The 19,200-nt window shown below is 59.8% G+C and carries 23 protein-coding genes; 10 read left to right on the forward strand and 13 right to left on the reverse strand.

Annotated elements, in window-relative coordinates; all coding sequences use genetic code 11:
* Positions 1-3 precede the first annotated feature (3 nt).
* The gene (locus tag ACK3EW_RS03315; RefSeq protein WP_493808441.1) at positions 4-654 is read left to right on the forward strand and encodes a sulfotransferase family 2 domain-containing protein; all 651 of its coding nucleotides are present in this window, start codon (positions 4-6) and stop codon (positions 652-654) included.
* A gap of 170 nt (positions 655-824) precedes the next feature.
* Positions 825-1,019: a hypothetical protein gene (locus ACK3EW_RS03320; RefSeq protein WP_493808442.1), complete on the forward strand. Its 195-nt coding sequence runs from the start codon at positions 825-827 to the stop codon at positions 1,017-1,019.
* Positions 1,020-1,082: 63 nt separating this feature from the next.
* On the opposite strand, the gene ACK3EW_RS03325 is transcribed toward ACK3EW_RS03320, so the two are convergent.
* The 10 genes from ACK3EW_RS03325 to ACK3EW_RS03370 form a co-directional block, all read right to left on the reverse strand.
* Positions 1,083-3,269: a 3-hydroxyacyl-CoA dehydrogenase NAD-binding domain-containing protein gene (locus ACK3EW_RS03325; RefSeq protein ID WP_493808443.1), complete on the reverse strand. Its 2,187-nt coding sequence runs from the start codon at positions 3,267-3,269 to the stop codon at positions 1,083-1,085.
* Positions 3,270-3,307: 38 nt separating this feature from the next.
* Positions 3,308-3,787, reverse strand: a complete 480-nt coding sequence (locus ACK3EW_RS03330; RefSeq protein WP_493808444.1) for a hypothetical protein — start codon at positions 3,785-3,787, stop codon at positions 3,308-3,310.
* Positions 3,788-3,850: 63 nt separating this feature from the next.
* On the reverse strand, positions 3,851-4,351 hold the full coding sequence (locus ACK3EW_RS03335) for a hypothetical protein (protein ID WP_493808445.1): 501 nt from the start codon (positions 4,349-4,351) through the stop codon (positions 3,851-3,853).
* A gap of 2 nt (positions 4,352-4,353) precedes the next feature.
* Positions 4,354-5,565, reverse strand: coding sequence for an acetyl-CoA C-acetyltransferase (locus ACK3EW_RS03340; RefSeq protein WP_493808446.1), 1,212 nt, complete (start codon positions 5,563-5,565; stop codon positions 4,354-4,356).
* Between the two features lie 13 nt (positions 5,566-5,578).
* Positions 5,579-6,217 (reverse strand): glutathione S-transferase family protein, encoded by a 639-nt coding sequence (locus tag ACK3EW_RS03345; RefSeq protein WP_493808447.1) that lies wholly within the window; start codon positions 6,215-6,217, stop codon positions 5,579-5,581.
* A gap of 308 nt (positions 6,218-6,525) precedes the next feature.
* Positions 6,526-7,665 carry an acyl-CoA dehydrogenase family protein gene (locus tag ACK3EW_RS03350; protein ID WP_493808448.1) on the reverse strand — a complete coding sequence of 380 codons (1,140 nt, stop codon included), beginning with the start codon at positions 7,663-7,665 and terminating at the stop codon, positions 6,526-6,528.
* Between the two features lie 18 nt (positions 7,666-7,683).
* Positions 7,684-7,896, reverse strand: a complete 213-nt coding sequence (locus ACK3EW_RS03355) for a hypothetical protein (protein WP_085631820.1) — start codon at positions 7,894-7,896, stop codon at positions 7,684-7,686.
* 15 nt (positions 7,897-7,911) lie between these two features.
* Positions 7,912-9,693: an acyl-CoA dehydrogenase C-terminal domain-containing protein gene (locus ACK3EW_RS03360; protein WP_493808449.1), complete on the reverse strand. Its 1,782-nt coding sequence runs from the start codon at positions 9,691-9,693 to the stop codon at positions 7,912-7,914.
* A gap of 25 nt (positions 9,694-9,718) precedes the next feature.
* Positions 9,719-10,123 (reverse strand): MerR family transcriptional regulator, encoded by a 405-nt coding sequence (locus tag ACK3EW_RS03365; protein ID WP_085631904.1) that lies wholly within the window; start codon positions 10,121-10,123, stop codon positions 9,719-9,721.
* Between the two features lie 265 nt (positions 10,124-10,388).
* On the reverse strand, positions 10,389-10,760 hold the full coding sequence (locus ACK3EW_RS03370) for a MerR family transcriptional regulator (RefSeq protein ID WP_493808450.1): 372 nt from the start codon (positions 10,758-10,760) through the stop codon (positions 10,389-10,391).
* Positions 10,761-10,881: 121 nt separating this feature from the next.
* On the opposite strand from ACK3EW_RS03370, the gene ACK3EW_RS03375 reads away from it, so the two are divergent.
* From ACK3EW_RS03375 to ACK3EW_RS03410, 8 genes are all read left to right on the forward strand, one after another.
* A complete protein-coding gene (locus tag ACK3EW_RS03375; protein ID WP_493808451.1) occupies positions 10,882-11,304 on the forward strand; it encodes a PaaI family thioesterase in 423 nt (140 codons plus the stop codon).
* 1 nt (position 11,305) lies between these two features.
* A complete protein-coding gene (locus ACK3EW_RS03380; RefSeq protein WP_085631826.1) occupies positions 11,306-11,824 on the forward strand; it encodes a PaaI family thioesterase in 519 nt (172 codons plus the stop codon).
* Positions 11,817-13,145 carry an MATE family efflux transporter gene (locus ACK3EW_RS03385; protein WP_493808452.1) on the forward strand — a complete coding sequence of 443 codons (1,329 nt, stop codon included), beginning with the start codon at positions 11,817-11,819 and terminating at the stop codon, positions 13,143-13,145. Before ACK3EW_RS03380 ends, ACK3EW_RS03385 begins: the two co-directional genes overlap by 8 nt.
* A gap of 35 nt (positions 13,146-13,180) precedes the next feature.
* Entirely contained in the window at positions 13,181-13,411 is a 231-nt protein-coding gene (locus tag ACK3EW_RS03390; protein WP_292264211.1) for an N-(5'-phosphoribosyl)anthranilate isomerase, read from the forward strand.
* A 152-nt stretch (positions 13,412-13,563) separates the two neighbouring features.
* A complete protein-coding gene (trpB, locus tag ACK3EW_RS03395) occupies positions 13,564-14,784 on the forward strand; it encodes a tryptophan synthase subunit beta (RefSeq protein WP_493808453.1) in 1,221 nt (406 codons plus the stop codon).
* Between the two features lie 240 nt (positions 14,785-15,024).
* Positions 15,025-15,882 carry a hypothetical protein gene (locus ACK3EW_RS03400; protein WP_493808454.1) on the forward strand — a complete coding sequence of 286 codons (858 nt, stop codon included), beginning with the start codon at positions 15,025-15,027 and terminating at the stop codon, positions 15,880-15,882.
* 64 nt (positions 15,883-15,946) lie between these two features.
* A complete protein-coding gene (locus ACK3EW_RS03405) occupies positions 15,947-16,447 on the forward strand; it encodes a hypothetical protein (RefSeq protein ID WP_493808455.1) in 501 nt (166 codons plus the stop codon).
* A 30-nt stretch (positions 16,448-16,477) separates the two neighbouring features.
* A complete protein-coding gene (locus ACK3EW_RS03410) occupies positions 16,478-17,011 on the forward strand; it encodes a helix-turn-helix transcriptional regulator (RefSeq protein ID WP_439119636.1) in 534 nt (177 codons plus the stop codon).
* A gap of 6 nt (positions 17,012-17,017) precedes the next feature.
* Here the strand turns inward: ACK3EW_RS03410 and ACK3EW_RS03415 are convergent, their stop codons facing one another.
* The 3 genes from ACK3EW_RS03415 to pth are packed head-to-tail and all read right to left on the reverse strand — an operon-like array spanning position 17,018 to position 19,162.
* Positions 17,018-17,401 carry a DUF2237 family protein gene (locus ACK3EW_RS03415; protein WP_439119635.1) on the reverse strand — a complete coding sequence of 128 codons (384 nt, stop codon included), beginning with the start codon at positions 17,399-17,401 and terminating at the stop codon, positions 17,018-17,020.
* A gap of 31 nt (positions 17,402-17,432) precedes the next feature.
* Positions 17,433-18,470, reverse strand: coding sequence for a DUF2332 domain-containing protein (locus ACK3EW_RS03420; protein WP_493808456.1), 1,038 nt, complete (start codon positions 18,468-18,470; stop codon positions 17,433-17,435).
* Positions 18,467-19,162, reverse strand: a complete 696-nt coding sequence (pth, locus tag ACK3EW_RS03425; protein WP_493808457.1) for an aminoacyl-tRNA hydrolase — start codon at positions 19,160-19,162, stop codon at positions 18,467-18,469. The genes ACK3EW_RS03420 and pth overlap by 4 nt, the downstream gene beginning before the upstream one ends.
* Positions 19,163-19,200: the final 38 nt, after the last annotated feature.

The following is a 19,200-nucleotide window of genomic DNA, read 5'->3' on the forward strand; positions in this document are numbered from 1 at the left end:
CGCATGATTATCTCGCCCGCCCGCAAATTCATCTTTGTGCACATCCCCAAAACAGGAGGCACGTCGCTCGCGTTGGCGTTTGAGGCGCGCGCGCATCGAGACGACATTCTGATCGGCGACACACCCAAGGCGATCAAGCGCAAGGGGCGGCTCAAGACGCTGGCGGCCAAGGGACGGTTGTGGAAACACAGCACGCTGGCTGATCTTGATGGGGCGGTTTCGCCGTCGGAACTGGATGCGATGTTCATCTTCACCCTCGTGCGCAATCCATGGGACCGGATGGTCAGCTATTACCATTGGCTGCGGGGGCAGAGTTTCGATCACCCCGCTGTCGCACTCGCCAAGTCAGAGACGTTCGACGGCTTCATCCTGCACCCTGACACAGACGCCAGCCTGCGCGCCTTTCCGGCGGCACGCTATGTCAGCGATGCATCCGGGGTTGAACGGTGTTCGACCTATGTTCGGTTGGAGCATCTGAGGCAAGACCTTGCCCCGGTCGAGGATCATATCGGCGTCCCGCTGACTATGCCTCACGCCAACGCGTCGGAGCGGCCAAGAGACTACCGTGCTGCCTACACGGATCAGACTGCCGATGCCGTAGCGGCCATGTGCGCGGATGATATTGCCCGGTTCGGCTATCAGTTCGACGCCTGATTGTTGTGCGTGACGGCAGGTTTTGCCCACTGTGTGAGCATGTGGCCTCTGAATGCTGCATTGCAGCATCGCGCTTCACCGGAAAGTAAGGGTGTCGCGTTAGTCTGACATCACCGCCCGTCAGAGGTGGGTATCGCAAATGGGAGGACACTTGAAAAAGGAGTTTTCCCATGTGTCTGACAGCCGAAGCCTTCGCCCTTTTCCTCAATATGATCATGGTGCCCGAGATCACATCAGAACCGGGCCGCATCATTGTCCACGCGGAAACCCGCGACGCGCATTGGGTCGCGGTCGAAGATGAATGGTGCACCATGGCCCCTCAGATCGACCGGATGGAGCGGTTCGCCGCACTCAAAGCAGACTGAGCCAAAACGAAAACCGCCCACGGTTTCCCGCAGGCGGTTTCAAATTCTTCCGCGTCGGTGGGCTTACGCTGCCGACTTTTCCGGTGCAAATCGTCCGTAGAAGCTCTGGCTCTTTGCCGCCATCTCGCGCAGCAGGTCAGGGCAGGCGAACCGGTCACCATAAGCCTCGACAAGCTGGTCACAGCGCTCGGCCGCATATTCCGCACCCAGCATATCGAACCACGACAGCGGGCCACCGGACCACGGCGCAAAGCCCCAGCCTAGGATCGCGCCCACGTTACCTTCGCGGATGTCCATGAGAACCCCATCTTCCAGCGCCCGCACCGCTTCGAGCGATTGCACGAACAAAAGACGATGTTGCACGTCGATCAGATCGGGCTGGTCGTCGGCCTCGGGGTACTGCGCCTTGACCGCCTCGGACAGTCCTTGGCGTTTGCCCTTGTCGTCATAGTCGTAAAAGCCCGCCTTCGACTTGCGGCCCAGACGCCCTTGCGCTTCCATCCAGAAGATCACTTCGTCTACTTCGCCGTCCGGATAGGCGTCACCCATCGCCGCACGGGTGGCGCGGGCGATCTTGGCCCCCAGATCAATCGAAGTCTCGTCGACCAGCTGCAATGGGCCCAACGGCATGCCGACCATCTTGGCCGCGTTTTCGATCAGAGCAGGGGACACGCCCTCTTTGATCATGCGGATGCCTTCGTTGATATACGGAATGATGCAGCGGTTGGCGTAGAAGAAACGCGCATCGTTGACCACGATCGGGGTCTTGCGGATCTGGCGGACAAAGTCCAACGCCTTGGCCACGGCGCGATCACCGGTTTCCTTGCCCTTGATGATCTCGACCAACATCATCTTCTCCACCGGGCTGAAGAAGTGGATGCCGATATATTGTTCAGGCCGCTTGGAGGCCTTGGCCAATTCGCTGATCGGCAGGGTCGAGGTGTTGGTGGCAAAGATGCAATCCTCACCAATCACGGCTTCGACTTTTGCGGTCACCTCCGCCTTGATCTTGGGGTCTTCGAACACCGCTTCGATGATCAGATCACAGCCCGCCAGTTCGCTGTAATCGGTGGTGGCGGTGATCCGCGCCAGCATCGCATCCGCCTTGTCCTGGGTGATCTTCTTGCGGCTCACACCTTTGGCGGTGTAATCCGCGACATAGGCTTTGCCCTTGTCCGCCGCCGCCTGATCACGGTCGAGCAAGACAACCTCGATACCCGCCTGCGCCGACACCAGCGCAATACCCGCGCCCATCATGCCCGCACCCAAAACGCCAACTTTCTTGACCCGCTGATCGTCCACATTTGCCGGGCGCACAGCACCCTTTTCCAACGCGCTTTTGTTGATGAAGAGCGACCGGATCATCGCCGACGACGACGGGTTCATGATCACGGACGTGAACCACCGCGCCTCGATTTTGAGGGCTGTGTCGAAATCCACCATTGCCCCTTCGTAGACGGCTGAAAGCAATGCCTTGGCCGCGGGGTAGACGCCCTTGGTCTTGCCGTTGACCATCGCAGAAGCGCCCACAAACGTCATAAATCCCGCAGGGTGGTACGGTGCGCCGCCGGGCATCTTGTAGCCCTTGGCATCCCACGGCTTCAGGATGTCCGCATCACCCGCGCTGAGCACCCAAGCGCGCGCATCGGCCATCGGATTGGCGGATACTTCGTCAATCAGACCGGCCGCCTTGGCTTTGACCGGGTCAGACAGCTTGCCTTCCAACAGGAACGGCGAGGCCGCCATCGCGCCCATCTTGCGCGCCACACGGGTCGTTCCGCCCGCACCGGGGAAGATGCCGACCATGATTTCCGGCAGACCGATCTTGGCCTTGGGGTTTTCGGCGGCAAACACGCGGTGGCAGGCCAGCGGAATTTCCAGCCCAATGCCCAAAGCCGTGCCCGGCAGCACCGCCGCCACCGGCTTGCCGCCCTTGTTGGTCTTGGCATCCATGCCCGCGCGTTCGATCTTGCGCAGCACACCATGCATTTTCATGATCCCGTCGAACACCGCCTCTGCGCCCGCTTCCTTGAGCGTGGCCAACACGTTCAGGTCCATACCAGCGGCGAAATCGGCTTTGCCCGAGGTTATGATGATGCCTTTCACGCCCTCATCTGCCAGCGCGTCGTCCACAAGATCGTTGAGCGTCTGCAAGCCTTCAAAGCTCAGCACATTCATCGACTTTTCAGGCACATCCCAAGTGATCGTGGCTATGCCCTCGGCGTCCTTGCTCATTGTGAAATCGGTCATTGATGTTTTCCCTTCATTGGGTTTGTCCAAGCGCCGCATCAGCGGCGAAGTGTGTTCAGCATCCGGCGGGCTTCTGCCTGCGCCGCTGCGATATCGGGGCTGAGGATCTGTAATTCGGTATTGTCCATGATCGCTTGCAGCCAAATGCCCTTCCATTGGCCGTCGATCCGCATCAGCACCATGTGATTGAGATAATCCGCAACCGCGACGCCATCTTCCCCCGTCGTTGCAGTCTTGTGACGACCGGCAATCATATCATCCCGCCCGGCGACAAAAGCGGCTTCGATACATGTGCGCTCGTAGGTCTCGACGCCGCGCGCCAAAAGTTGGTTGCGAAAGTCCGACATGACCATGTCGAGCTCCTCGGGCGAGGACATCACGATCTCGGTGTCTTTGGTCGACATCATGTTGGGTACGGCGATGTGGCGCATCATCAGTGGCAAATCGCAATCCATCAGCGCCCGTGACACCACATCGAGGTTGTCCTGGTAAATGCGGACGGCTTCTGGTGTTGTCATCAAAAAGCCTCCTGCTTTTTGAGACAGGACAGACTGTGCAACGTGCTGCATGGCGGAGCAATCTCAGTAAGTCCAGTCATCATCCTGCCCTCCCTTTGAGCGTTTCAGGCTTTCGGAAGGAAATGCGTCCGGCATCAAAGTCGTGGGCAGCCCCTTGGTCGTCAACGGCACACAGTAGTTGGCCGTGGCGATGCGCCACTCCGGGCCACACCGCAGGAGTGTAGACTGTACCGCATACGGCTCGGCCACTCTCTGGCCTCGAGAGAAGATATGCGATTCAGCTGTTGCCTCTATCTTGAATAGTGTCACGAATTCTGCCGACACAAGCGGCCTGACGATATCGTCCACTTCCAATTGGCGGAACTGAGCCTTCATTCGCTCGAACAGCACCAACAAGTCGCCCTCTGTTTCCAGAACTGCCCAGCCCTGAAGCGTCACATGTTCATGCGGCAGCATGAATGCACTCGCGAAAAGCGCAAAATCGTCCTCGAAATAAGCACGCTTTGTTTTCTCCAAAAGCGTGTAGCCAATCTCGTAGGCGGTCACATGGACGCTGGTGGACATTGTCAGACCCGCTCGATGATGGTCGCGGCCCCCATGCCCGAGGCGATGCAGAGCGTGGCCAGCCCCGTGCCCTTGCCGGTGCGCTCCAACTCGTCCAGCAGCGTGCCGATGATGATCGCGCCGGTGGCCCCCAATGGGTGACCCATTGCGATGGAGCCGCCATTGACGTTCACTTTGTCTGCATCCACATCGAAGGCCTGCATGAAGCGCAGCACGACCGAGGCAAACGCCTCGTTCACCTCAAAGAGGTCGATGTCGCTGATGCTCATGCCGCTGTCCGCGAGGATTTTCTCGGTCACAGGAACAGGCCCGGTCAGCATGATGGTCGGATCAGTGCCGATTTTGGCGGTGGCCTTAATTCGCGCGCGAGGTTTCAGCCCCCATTTCTCGCCGAATTCCTTGTTGCCGATCAACACACCAGCGGCCCCGTCGACGATGCCGGATGAATTGCCAGCATGGTGGATGTGATTGATCCGCTCCAGATGCGGGTACTTCATCAGCGCGATGGCATCAAAGCCGGGCATCATTTCGCCCATCTGCTGAAACGCAGGATTGAGCGCTCCAAGGCTCTGCATTTCAGTGCCGGGACGCATGTATTCGTCGTGATCCAGAATGCTCAGACCGTTCTGATCGCGCACGGTGATGATCGATTTGGCGAACCTCTTGTCATCCCAGGCCGCTTTCGCGCGCTTCTGACTCTCGACGGCCAGTTGATCCGCGTCATCGCGGCTGAACCCATATTCCGTGGCGATGATGTCCGCCGAAATGCCCTGTGGTACGAAATAGGTTTCCATCGCAACCGACGGATCAACGGCAATCGCCGCCCCATCGCTGCCCATGGCAACACGGCCCATCATTTCGACACCACCCGCGATATAGGCGTCTCCCGCACCACCGCGCACCTGATTGGCGGCCAAGTTCACCGCTTCCATGCCCGAGGCACAGAACCGGTTGATCGCCAGACCCGGAATCGACTGATCAAGGCCCGAGGCCAGCACGGCCGTCCGCGCAAGACAGCCGCCCTGTTCGCCCACCTGAGTGACATTGCCCCAGATCACGTCTTCGACCGCATGGCCCTCAAGCCCGTTGCGATCCTTCACGGCGTCCAACACTTGCGCGCTCAGGCGCACAGAGGTCACTTCGTGCAGGCTGCCGTCCTTGCGGCCCTTGCCACGCGGCGTGCGCACGGCGTCATAGATATAGGCTTCAGTCATTCTGCTCTCCGTCTCAGGCCCGATCCGCAGGGGATCCGGGCATCAAATCGTATGGGTGTTTCCAACCGGGCAGTCCTTGGATGTTGGACAGCCAGCGGTCGATATTAGGCCATTCCACGCGGTCGAAACCGAACGGTTCGGGGTAAAAAAGATAGCCGCAGCAGGTCAGGTCTGCATTGGTGACAGCGTCGCCGACAATCCAGTCGCGCCCCTCCAGATGTGTGTCGAGGACGCCGTAAGCTGCTTTCATCCGCCCCTGCATGAACGCGATGACCTCGGCCGGGCGTTTGTCTTCGGGCAGGAAATTCATCAGGAACCGCAGTGGCCCCGACGTGCCGCTGAATTTCTGGTTGTCCCAGATGATCCAGCGCAGGATTTCCAACTTTTCCATCGGGTCGGTGCCACCGAATTTGCCGTAGGTGTCCGACAGATAAGTTTGTATCACACCCGACTGCGTGAGTTTCACGTCGCCATCCACCAGCACCGGCGCTTCACCCATCTCGTTTACGTTTGCACGGTAGTCTGGGCTGCGCGTCTCGCCGCTGAAAAAATCAACCTTTACCGGTGCCCAATCCAGCCCAGCCAGTTCAAGCGCCAAAGCCGCCTTGTAGGAATGCCCGCTTTCGCCGAAGCAATAAAGTCGAATGCTCATCTGGTCTGATCCTCAAACGTCAGGGGTGGGCGGAAAGGCCGGGAGCCTCCGGCGGGAGTTTATTTGGCAAGATGAAGCAGGGGGGTTCTCTTCTTTACCGGCCGTTAAGGTTAACCGCCGCATAATGCTCTGGCATGGCAGACTGGAGAGTTGAGCCATGTGCAAGGTGAAGCCCCGCCGACTGTGCCTGACACCGCGTGGTAAAGAGGCCGACCCGCGGGGTGGAGCTTGCCGCGCTCCTTCATCTTGCCAAATAAACTCCCGCCGGAGGCATCCCAAACTCTCCGTTTGCGTGAAGGCTGACCGCATCAAAGCGCCCTCGCAATCAGTTCTTTCATGATCTCGTTGGTGCCGCCGTAGATGCGCTGCACGCGGGCATCGGCCCACATTTCAGCCACCGCATATTCCTGCATGTAGCCATAGCCACCATGCAGTTGCACGCATTCGTCGAGCACTTCGCCTTGTGTGTCCGATAGCCAGTATTTCGCCATCGCGGCCTTCTCGAAGGTCAGCTCCCCGCGCAAGTGTTCTTCCATGCAATTGTCCAGAAACGCGCGCGCGACGGTGGTTTTGGTCTGGCACTCCGCAAGTTTGAACCGGGTGTTCTGGAACTGGGTGAGCGGCCCGCCAAAGGCTTCGCGTTCCTTGCAATAGGCGATGGTGCGCGCAACCGCGCCCTCCATCGCGCCAACAGCCCCGCAGCCGATGATCAGGCGTTCCTGTGGCAGCTGCTTCATCATCTGGTAAAAGCCTTGGCCTTCTTCGCCGCCCAGCAGGTTTTCCGGCGCGATTTCGACATTGTCGAAGAAAAGCTCGGACGTGTCCGCCGCATGGCAGCCGATCTTTTCCAGATTGCGCCCGCGTTGGAAGCCTTCGGCGCCGTCGGTTTCCACAACGACCAAAGACGTTCCTTTTGATCCAAGCGACGGATCGGTCTTGGCCGCCACGATGATCAGGTTGGCATGCTGGCCGTTGGTGATAAACGTCTTTTGCCCCGACAGCCGGTACGCGTTGCCGTCCTTGACCGCGCGGGTTTTGATGCCCTGCACATCCGATCCCCCTGACGGTTCCGTCATGGCCAAAGCGCCGACCAACTCGCCCGTCACCATCTTGGGTAACCAGCGTTTCTTCTGCTCTTTGGTGCCATAGGCCAGAACATAATGTGCCACGATGCCGGAATGGATGCCGTGGCCCCAGCTTGCCAGATTGGCGCGACCGGCTTCCATGAGGATCACCGCCTCGTGGCCGAAATCGCCACCAACGCCGCCATATTCTTCTGGAACAGAGGGGCAGAGCAGGCCCAACTCACCCGCCTGTTGCCACGTCTCGCGGTCCATCTGGCCCTGTTTGCGCCACTTGCCATAAAGCGGCTGCCATTCGGTTTCGATGAACTTGGCTGTCATCTCGGCCAGCATCTCGTGCTCGTCGGTCATCCAGTTTGATCGCATGGCTCCCCCCATCCCGCGTTATCGTTTGCGTGCCTCAAGCTCTGCATTGAAGAGCCTGAGCCGATGTCCCAGCGCCTCAGAATCCGTGACGCTGTCGAAATTTTCGAACAGAAAGGACAGCGCTTCGCCTTCGTCCAGCCCCGCCTCTTCGGCAAACCGCTTGAGGCGGCGGTAGCCGTCCTCGGTCATGGCGGCTGGAAAGCGGCGGGTCAGGCGAAAGCGTTTTGGCATCTGTCCTCCCGGACCTTAAAAGTTGGCTGCCTCCAGCGCCATCACCGGCTCGGCTCCGGTCTCGATGCGCGCAAGGTGCATCTTGGTGGCGGGCAGTTGGCGTGCCATGTAGTAGCGCCCCGTGGCCAGTTTTGTCTCGTAGAACGCCACGTCGGACGCACCGTCCTTCAAAGCCTTCGAGGCTGCAAGACCCATCCGCGCCCACATGTAACCAAGACAGACGTGGCCGAACATGTGCATGAAGTCATAGGACCCGGCCAAAGCGTTGTTCGGGTTCTTCATGCCGTTCTGCATGAAATACATCGCTGCCGCCTGCAAATCCTTCGACGCGGCCTTGAGCGGATCAAGGAAATCACGGTCGAATGCTTCGTCCTGACCTTTGGTTTCCGACGCGAAGGTCTTGATCATGTCGAAGAATGCCATGACATGCTTGCCGCCATCCTGCGCGAGCTTGCGGCCCACCAGATCAAGCGCCTGAATGCCGTTGGCCCCTTCGTAGATCATAGCGATCCGGGCGTCGCGGGCGAATTGGGACATGCCCCATTCTTCGATATAACCGTGGCCGCCATAGACCTGCTGGGCATTCACTGCCATCTCGAAGCCCTTGTCGGTCTGAAAGCCCTTGATGATTGGCGTTAGCAGGGAAATCAGGCCATCGGCGGTTTTATCGTCGTTCTTGTGCGCCCGGTCGATCAGGTAAGATCCCCAATAGGTGAACGCGCGGGCCCCTTCGACAAAGCTTTTCTGATCCATCAGGTTACGGCGGATGTCGGGATGCACGATGATCGGGTCTGCCGATTTCTCGGGTGCCTTGGCTCCGGTCACATCGCGGCCCTGGAGCCGGTCATTCGCATAGGCCACCGCGTTTTGATAGGCGACTTCCGCCTGTGCGTAGCCCTGAAGGCCAACACCCACGCGGGCTTCGTTCATCATGGTGAACATTGCGCGCATGCCCTTGTGCATCTCGCCCACCAGATAGCCGGTCGCGTCGTCATAGTTCATGACGCACGTGGCGTTGCCGTGGATGCCCATCTTTTCTTCAAGCTTGCCAACGGACACGCCGTTGCGGTCACCAAGGCTGCCGTCTTCGTTGACGATGAATTTCGGCACGATGAACAGAGACACGCCTTTGATGCCATCAGGCCCGCCGGGGATTTTCGCCAGAACAAGGTGGATTATGTTCTCGGCCATGTCGTGATCACCGGCCGAGATGAAGATCTTCTGGCCGGTCACCTTGTAGCTGCCATCATCCTGCGGCACGGCCTTGGTGCGCATCATGCCCAGATCGGTGCCGCAATGCGGCTCGGTCAGGTTCATGGTGCCCGTCCATTCGCAGGTGGTCATCTTGGGCAGATAGGTCTGCTTTTGCGCGTCTGACCCGTGAATGTAGATTGCCGAATAGGCACCATGGGTCAGGCCCTGATACATCTGGAAGGCCATATTGGCCGACACAAACGGTTCCTGTGCAGCGGTCTGCATGATGTAGGGCAGGCCCTGACCGGCATATTCCGGGTCGCAGTCAAGTGCTGTCCAGCCACCATCGCGCATCTGGTCGAACGCTTCCTTGAAGCCGGTCGGGGTGCGCACAACGCCGTTTTCCAGCACGCAGCCTTCGGTGTCGCCAACCGCGTTCAGCGGCATCAGCACTTCGGAGGCCAGCTTGCCTGCTTCCTCGATCACCGCGCCGGTGAAGTCACGGTCGAGCTCCTCATATCCGGGGATATCCTGTTCCGAGGCGTTCAGAACGTCGTGCAGAATGAACTGCATGTCTTTCAGAGGTGCGGTATAGCTTGGCATTGCGGTCTCCCTAAAGCGGTGCGGCTTATTCGGCCGCGCGTTTGCTTTGATCCATCGAGGCAAGCATCTTTTCGCCCCAACGCATCTGCTCCTTGAGTTCGTCGATGGCCTGATTAAGCTCGTCACGTTGCGCTTCCATGTCGGACAGGCGCTGTTGTGCGATCTCGTACGTGCGGGCCAATTGTGTCTGCTGCTGGTCGCCCATGTCATAGAGGTCCAGAAGCTGACGGATTTCTTCGAGGCTGAAGCCAAAGCGCTTGCCGCGCAGGATCAGCTTGAGGCGCGCGCGGTCGCGCTTGGTGAACAGCCGTTTCTGGCCTTCGCGGATCGGAAACAGTAGTTCCTTGGCTTCATAGAACCGCAGGGTACGCGGCGTGACGTCGTAGGCGTCACACATCTCCCTTATGGTCATGATACGGTCGTCGGTCATTTCATCATCCTTTTCGGTGCCGGTCATGGCATCGAAATGCGAAGGTTGACGCCTTCTTACAATGGGAATTTACGTTGACGTAACTCAGACGCCACGTCACTTTTACGTTGACGTAAGATCAGGCAACGTCACCCGCATTCTGTGGAAATATTCTTTCAAACCGCTTTGAGTCCACCAGGAGCGGCAGGTCAGGAATACCTGACCTCAAGTCGACAAGGCACAGCCTGCGACTCGGTCAGCGATGTGTACGGGTGTGGGGCCGGGATCAGGCGTCGAGTTTCGCTGCTGTGTCGTCGCGCAGCTTTTGCAACTCGTCGATTGCATCATCCAGCTGTTTGCGCTGCTCGGCCAATTCGCTCAATTGTCGGTCGGCAAGGTCGATCCACGCGCGATTCTGCGCTTCGGTGCCGTCCTTTTCATAGATCAGCAGCCATTGCCGGATGTCTTCCAATTGAAACCCGAACTTGCGACCGCGCAGGATCAGGGTCATGCGCGCCACCTCTTTCGGGCCATACCAACGCGACCGTCCCTCGCGGTCGGGCTGCAACAGTTCGATATATTCGTAGTACCTGAGCGTGCGTGGCGTCACATCGAACTTGGCGCACATCTCCTTGAAACTCAGACGCTGGTCAGTCATTCCAACTCCCTCTTCCTGCGTGACCATAAAAGCGTGCAGCCGGTAGGGCAACCGCGTCATCACACGGCTGGTTTCCCGGAACGAAGGGGCGTAAACCGACCAGAACAACCAAGGACAGAGTATGACCGCCGACAAAGCCAGGATCGCAAGGCAATTCATCGAGACCATTCCTCACTCCAAGGCGCTGGGAATGGAAATCACTGCGCTGGGTGACGGTATGGCCGAAATCACCATGCCCTATGATAAACGCTTCATCGGCGATCCCAAGTCGGGCGTCATTCACGGTGGCGCGGTGTCGGCTCTGATGGACACCTGCGGTGGTGCAGCTGTCATGAGCCACCCTGACGCGCCTGCGGGCACCGCCACCATCGACCTGCGCATCGACTACATGCGCGCGGCCACACCGGGTCAATCGATCACAGCACGGGCCGAAGTGTATCACATCACGCGTTCGGTCGCGTTTGTCCGCGCCACCGCGTGTGATGACGACACCGATCGCCCCGTGGCCACCGCCACCGGTGCCTTTACCGTGGAGGGCCGCTGACATGGCACGCAAAGCACCAGAGCCGGTTCAGGTCGTCAAACAACGTCGCGACGCTGCGTTGAATGCGTTGGTTGGGGGTGTGCCCTATATCAATTTCATGGGCATCAGCTTTGATCGGCGCGGAGACGAATTGACCGGTGTGCTGTCCTTTGATGAAAAGCTGATCGGTAACCCGATCCTGCCCGCCATTCATGGCGGCGTCACAGCGGCCTTTCTCGAAGTAACCGCCGTGATCTCGCTCAGCTGGGCCTATATCTGGGAAGACTTCGAAAGCGGCGCCTTGGATGTCGAAGCATTGGCCGCAGGCAACCTGCCGCGCCTGCCTAAGACCATCGACTTCACCGTGGACTACCTGCGCTCGGGTCTGCCGCGCGACGCCTATGCCCGTGCCACGATCACGCGTGCCGGGCGGCGCTATGCGTCGGTGCAGGCCACGGCGTGGCAGGACAACAAGGACCGTCCCTTCGCACAGGCGACGGCGCATTTCCTGATGCCGAGACCTGATCTCTCGAATGACTGACACGGCCCTTGCGCCGCGTGACATCACAAACCGGCGCGTTCTCAAGATCGCGCTGCCGATTGTCCTGTCGAATGTGACCATCCCCCTTCTGGGTGCGGTGGATACTGGTGTGGTGGGCCAGATGGGCGAGGCCGCCCCGATCGGTGCGGTGGGCATCGGTGCTGTCGTTCTGTCCGCGATCTACTGGGTCTTCGGCTTTCTGCGCATGGGCACCACGGGATTGGCAGCACAAGCGCTGGGGCAGGGCAACCGTGCCGAGGTGGCAGCACTCCTGACGCGGGTGTTGATGATCGGGTTTGCCGGTGGCGCGCTGATTATCATGCTACAAATGCCGATCCTGTGGGCTGCGTTCCGCTTGTCACCGGCCAGCCCTGAGGTCGAGGCGTTGGCCAGCGGATATATGCAGATCCGCATCTGGTCCGCCCCCGCCGCAATCGCCGTTTTTGGCATCACCGGATGGCTGATCGCGCAGGAACGCACCCGCGCGGTGCTGGTACTGCAGGTCTGGATGAACGGCGTCAACGTGGCCCTTAACCTGTGGTTCGTGCTGGGCCTCGGTTGGGGGGTGAATGGCGTGGCCTTTGCCACCTTCCTTGCCGAATGGAGCGGGCTGGCGATGGGGCTGTACCTCTGTCGCGCGGCTTTCAAAGTGCCCGATTGGCGGAATTGGGCGCGGGTGTTCGACCGCGTCAAGCTGGTGCGCATGGCGCAGGTCAATTCGGACATCCTGATCCGGTCGCTGCTCTTGCAGATGATATTTCTGTCCTTCCTGTTCGTCGCGGCGGACTTTGGCGATGTGACGCTCGCCGCCAACCAGGTGTTGTTGCAGTTTCTAAGCATCACCTCCTACGCGCTGGACGGCTTTGCCTTTTCCGCCGAAGCACTGGTGGGGCAGGCGGTCGGCGCGCGGGCGGTGCCGGTTTTGCGCCGCGCGCTGACGGTGGCAAGCCTCTGGGGGCTGGGCGCGGCTGTGCTGCTGACCTTGGGGTTTGGGGTATTCGGCAACGACATCGTGGCACTGATGGCCAAGAATGCCGAGGTGCAAGAGGCCGCAGCGGCGTATCTGCCGTGGATGATTTGCGCGCCGGTGCTGGCACTTGCGTCCTTTATGCTGGACGGCGTGTTCATCGGGGCCACCCGGACCACCGACATGCGCAACATGATGGCGCTGTCGACGCTGGTCTACGGGGTGGCGGCGTTTGCGCTTGTGCCATATTTTGCCAATCATGGGCTGTGGATCGCGCTGCTGATTTCTTTCGTGGCGCGGGGCGCGACACTGGCGGTGCGTTATTCGGCGTTGGAACGGTCGGTGGCGGATTAATCCTATGTTTACCTTGATCGGGCAAAAACAGGCTCATGACGCATCTTCCCGATCACCTCACACCCGAAATCTGGCTGACCCAGATGCTGTCCTCGGCAGAGGCGCAGAAAGGGGGTGTGGTGAAACGCCAGATCCGCGATGTCGAACGTCTTGTCGGATATGACGCCTTCATCGCCGAAGTGCACAGACGCGGGTTTCAGGCGGTCCGCAACGGTCGGCACTATGTCGTGTTCTGCAACGATCTTCCAATCCGGCGGGTCCGGTAAAAGCGATTTCGAAATCGCTTGACCCAAGCCAATTCGAATTGGCTTGAAAACCGCGTTTCGAAACGCGGTCCCAAGCGCCTTCGAAGGCGCTTGCCCTTGCTCATCCCGTTGCACCCCGCTACCTGTGTCCCATTCGACAAAAGAGGCGCGCGATGAACGATCTATTCAACAGTTTCATGACCGGTCCCGACGAAAAGGGCCGGTTCGGTATCTTCGGTGGTCGGTTCGTGTCTGAGACGCTGATGCCACTGATCCTCGAGCTGGAAGAGCAGTACGAGCGCGCCAAGACCGACGACAGTTTCTGGTCTGAAATGGACTTCCTCTGGAAGCACTATGTCGGCCGTCCGTCGCCGCTCTATCACGCCGAACGCCTGACCGAGCATTTGGGCGGCGCGAAAGTCTACATGAAGCGCGACGAGCTAAACCACACCGGCGCGCACAAGATCAACAATGTGCTGGGCCAAATCATCCTCGCCCGCCGCATGGGCAAAACCCGGATCATCGCGGAAACCGGCGCGGGCCAGCACGGCGTCGCCACCGCCACGGTCTGCGCCAAGTTCGGTCTGAAATGCGTCGTCTACATGGGCGCGCATGACGTCGAACGGCAGGCGCCTAACGTGTTCCGTATGAAGCTTCTGGGCGCCGAAGTGATCCCGGTGACGTCCGGTCGTGGCACGCTCAAGGACGCAATGAACGATGCGCTGCGCGACTGGGTGACCAATGTGCGGGACACGTTCTACTGCATCGGCACCGTGGCAGGTCCGCACCCGTACCCGGCGATGGTCCGCGATTTTCAGGCGATCATCGGCAAGGAAGCCAAGGAACAGATGCACGAGGCCGAAGGCCGTCTACCAGACACCATCATTGCCGCCATCGGCGGTGGCTCGAACGCGATGGGCCTGTTCTACCCGTTCCTTGACGACAAAGAGGTCAACATCATCGGCGTCGAAGCGGGCGGTAAAGGCGTGAACGAGAAGATGGAGCATTGCGCCTCTCTCACCGGTGGACGCCCCGGCGTGCTGCACGGCAACCGCACCTATCTGTTGCAAGACGAAGATGGCCAGATCCTCGAAGGCTTCAGCATTTCTGCCGGTCTCGACTATCCGGGCATCGGTCCGGAACACGCATGGCTGCACGACATTGGCCGCGCGCAATATGTGTCGATCACCGACAAAGAGGCACTTGCCGCGTTCCAGCTGTGCTGTGAGCTTGAAGGCATCATTCCGGCGTTGGAGCCCAGCCACGCGCTGGCGCATGTTATGAAGATCGCGCCCGAGCTTCCGAAGGACCACATCATCTGCATGAACATGTGCGGACGCGGCGACAAAGACATCTTTACCGTCGCAAAACACCTGGGATTCGACATGGGCTGACCGCCCGTCGCATAAATCTGAGGTCCATACGGACTTCCAGACCCCTCGTGCCCAAGGCGCGGGGGGTTTTTATTTGCCGCAAAACGCCCAAGGGTCCCCATAAACCTTGGTTTAGGCGCATGGGGCGTCGGTTTATGGATCGGTGTCTAAACCTGGTGCCAATATCTTTCAGCGACGGCGGCGGTCAGGTTCGACCCATCTGCTTCACCGCAGGCAAAGGGACATGAAAGGACTTAACCCGTGAAAAAGACATTGATTTCCGCCGTCATCGCAACCTTCGCAGGGACCATGACATTCGCGCAATCCGCAACAGACCAGATTATCAACGACCTCACCAACCAAGGATTTCAGCGCATCGAAATCGACAATGGCATCGGTCAGATCAAAGTCGAAGCGATCCGCGGCACACAAAAGCTGGAAGTGGTCTATGACCGCGCCACAGGCAACATCCTCAAGCAGGAAGTCGAACGGGTGCGGGCTGGAGAGGATACCCGTCCCGGCGTCGAGATCCGCAACCGCGACCGCAACTTTGTGGATGCCGGTCGTGTGTCGGACGACAGTCGTACAACAACCAGTTCTTCAGCAGCTCTTGTCAGCACCGGCAGCACCTCCACGGACCAGCTCGTAAGCGATCTTCAGGCGCAAGGCTTTACCCGCATCGAAGTCAAGAACGGCGTCACCCAAACCAAGGTCGAGGCAATCCGAGGCACCGAAAAGGTTGAAACCGTCTTCGACCGCGCCACAGGCGATGTGATCAAGCAAGAGGTCGAAACCGTCCGCGCTGGTGAAGACACCCGCCCTGGTGTCGAGATCGACAATCGCAACCGCGACTTTGTCGGGGGTGTTCGGTCTGAGGATGATGACGACGATAGCAGCAGTGGCCGTGACGATGACGACCGCGACGATGATCGGAACGATGACCGCGACGACGACCGGAACGATGACCGCGACGACGACCGCGACGATGATCGTGGTCGGGACGATGACTCCCGCGACGACAACGACGATGATGACGACGACGATAACGACCGTGATGATGATCGCGACGATGACCGTGATGATCGGGACGAAGGTGATGACGACAATGACGACGATTGAAACGTCTGATAGCTGAAGGTCAGAGGCTTTCGTCCCACCGACGGGAGCCTCTTGGAGGTTGGGAATGAAACGAAGACAGCTATTGGCAGGACTTCTAGCCGGTGTTGCGTTGCCGGGAACCGTTCTCGCGCAGACCGCCGAGGATCAGGTCGTCAATCAACTCAAGCGTCAGGGCTATAGAAGGATCAGCATCGCGCGAACGCTTCTTGGCAGGACGCGGATCGTCGCGACAGGGCCGCGCGGACGCCGCGAGATCATTCTCAACCCCTCGACCGGGGCGATCCTGCGGGACTATGTGGACCGTTCGGATGATGACGGGCGCAGCGGCACAGAGTCATCCGGCAGTAACAGTGGCTCTTCCGATGACGACCGCGACGATGACCGGGACGATGATCGGGACGATGATCGGGACGACGACCGGGATGATGATCGGGACGACGACCGAGATGATGATCGCGACGACAACAGCGGACGCGGCAGCAGCAACAGTGGCCGTGATGACGACGATGATGATGACAACGACAGCGGCGGCGGTGGTGGGGATGACGACGACGATGACGATTGATCCGCCAGTGACCGGAGCTTCGATGTATCTGTGAAAGTCTGGGTTGTCCTGTTTCCGCTCTTGGCGCTGCAGCTTGGCAGTGGCCTTTTCCTGTTGTGGGATATTCTGGGAAGCATCCTTGGCATCAAGTCGTCCCCGATTGCATGGGTCTATTACGAATTGGCCCAGATCGGCGCTGTGATCGGTCTGATCTTGGGCGTGGTTGTGAGCGCCACCCTCTTGTTGCGGTCGATCCGCAAACAACGTGCGGCAGAAGAAAGCCTGCGTCTGGCCTCGGGCGCGTTTATGGAAGTCTTGCACGAACGGTTCGCCGAATGGCAACTGACCCCGGCGGAAACAGACGTGGCGCTGTTTTCGATCAAGGGGCTGAGCACCGCCGACATCGCAGCCTTGCGCAACACTTCCGAAGGCACGGTCAAAGCCCAAACCAATGCGATTTACCGCAAGGCCGGGGTGTCTGGCCGACCCCAATTGCTCAGCCTGTTTATCGACGAATTGATGAGCGACACCATCAGCGGCGGTACAGCGCAACTGGAACCAGAAGTGGTCGAAAAGGCATCGTGATCCGGCTCAGGCCTCGAACGCGTCGATGTCGTGCTGTTCCAGTACCCGCATCGGGACAATGTCCAATGCACGTTTGTGGGTCGCGGCCAGATTGACCTTTGGGGCGCAGCCCTCGTCATGGGCCTGAAGGAAGCGCGACGCGCAAAGGCACCAGTGATCGCCGGGTTTGAGCCCGGGAAAGCGGAACTGCGGGACGGGTGTGCTCAGATCGTTGCCCACATACTTCGAGTAGGCCAAAAATTCCGCCGTCATTACAGCGCACACCGTGTGACTGCCATTGTCGGCAGCGCATGTGTTGCAATGGCCATCGCGGAAGAAACCGGTCAGAGGATCGCTTGAGCACCCTTCAAGCGGGCCGCCCAACACGTTGATTGCGTCGTCTGGTTCCATCGGGGCCTCCTGCGTTGCGTTTGAAACCAACCTAGGTGGGATCGTCGGTCCAATCCACCCAGCGGCCGTGAAATTCTGCACGGCCCAGTGCGATGTGATGATCCCCCGGCCAAAGACGTGCGGTGACCGCCGCCCCCCGTGCCGCGCCATCCGCCTCCATCCGCAGCCAAGCCAATGGCGTGACCGATGTCGCTTTTGCCCCTGCCGCTTCGATCAGGGCTGTGCCGGTGGCTTGCCGTTCGGGCGGGAAATACTGCCATGCGACCGTGTGATAGATCAGGTGCATCCGGCCTTGTGGCGCACCGGCCAGCCGTCCTTCAAGCCAGTCGACAGCGTCGCTTCGGTCCACATGGGCATTGTTCACCCGGATCGCTGCATCGGTTAACGCCACGCGATGTGCTTGATCGGCCCAAAGGTAGGCGCGCAATCGCAGCGCATGGTCCGTGTTGTGCGGATCAAGCGGGTTGAGATCGACACCCCGGCGGTCGGCTACGGTGAAGGGCGCGTTGAGCGGGGCAGGGCCAGACCATTCGGGCGCCAACCTCAGCGCGGCGTCGTTTGGCCCCAGCCGGGTGTCTCCCGCGCACAGCGCGTATTGGTCGAACATCAGGTTCAGCCCGGCGCTGGCGCCCAATTCGGACAGATGGACCTGCGTGGCCCCGGTTCGATGCACCAGAGCATGGGCCCCCGCGATCAGTACCGCAGAACGGCGCACTTCGTTGGTTTGCGGTGGCGAGGTGATCCACTGGATCAGGAAGGCTTCGTGACGGGACAGCGCAGATGTCAGGACTGTTTTCAGCACATCGTCGGACACGTCGTACGGCGGATAGGCGGCGATCAGATCCGCATCCTGCCCTGTCAGCACCAGCGCATGAAGGCCGGAGGCCAATCGTAAGGGCAGGGAATGCCCACTGGGGCCGAGATCGCCCTCAAAAGCCTGTACTGCTGCATCGAGTGCCGACCCTGCTGGCCAGACCTCGCCGAGAAGCGGCAGCATGCGCCCCATGAAGGGTGAGCCCAACGCGGTACAAGCCTCTGCCTGCCGCGCCAAGGCGTTTGACAGGGTCACCGAAACCGGTCCACCAGCTTTTGCAACGGGTTACGGGTATCTGGTTCTGCGACCGCCTGTGGTTTCGGTTCAGGCTTCGGAACATCCGCCTTCTCTGCCTTGGCTGGCGATGTGGACGACCGCGGCGGGGCCACCCGCAACGCCACCGCGTTCATGAACTTGCCTGTGTCGCCGTCCGCCAGTTGCGCCGCACCATCCGAGATTCCGCGCAACAGATCATCCAGCCAGTCTTCGTCGGCCTTGGGAAAATCGTGCAGCACATAGCCCGCGACCGCATCCTTGTGGCCGGGATGCCCGATGCCCAGACGCACCCGGCCATAAGCCTCACCGATATGGCCGTGGATCGACCGTAGGCCATTGTGCCCCGCATGCCCGCCGCCCTGCTTGACGCGGCATTTTCCGGGGGCAAGGTCCAGCTCGTCATGGAACACCACCACGTCCGACGGCTCAAGCTTGTAGAACTGCATCGCCGCCTGCACCGACTGGCCCGAGCGGTTCATGAACGTGCCGGGTTTCAAGAGCAGCACCTTGTCGCTGCCCAGCCGACCTTCGGTTACTTCGCCCTGAAACTTGGATTTCCACGGGGCAAAGCCATGGTCCTCCGCGATCCGATCCATTGCCATAAAGCCGATATTGTGCCGGTTGCGGGCATAACCGCTGCCCGGATTGCCCAGTCCCACAAAGAGTTTCATCGCTGCCCGTGCCTCCAAGCGCTTCGCCTTTGCCCCTC

Source organism: Marivita sp. NO-S04 (assembly GCF_059070475.1).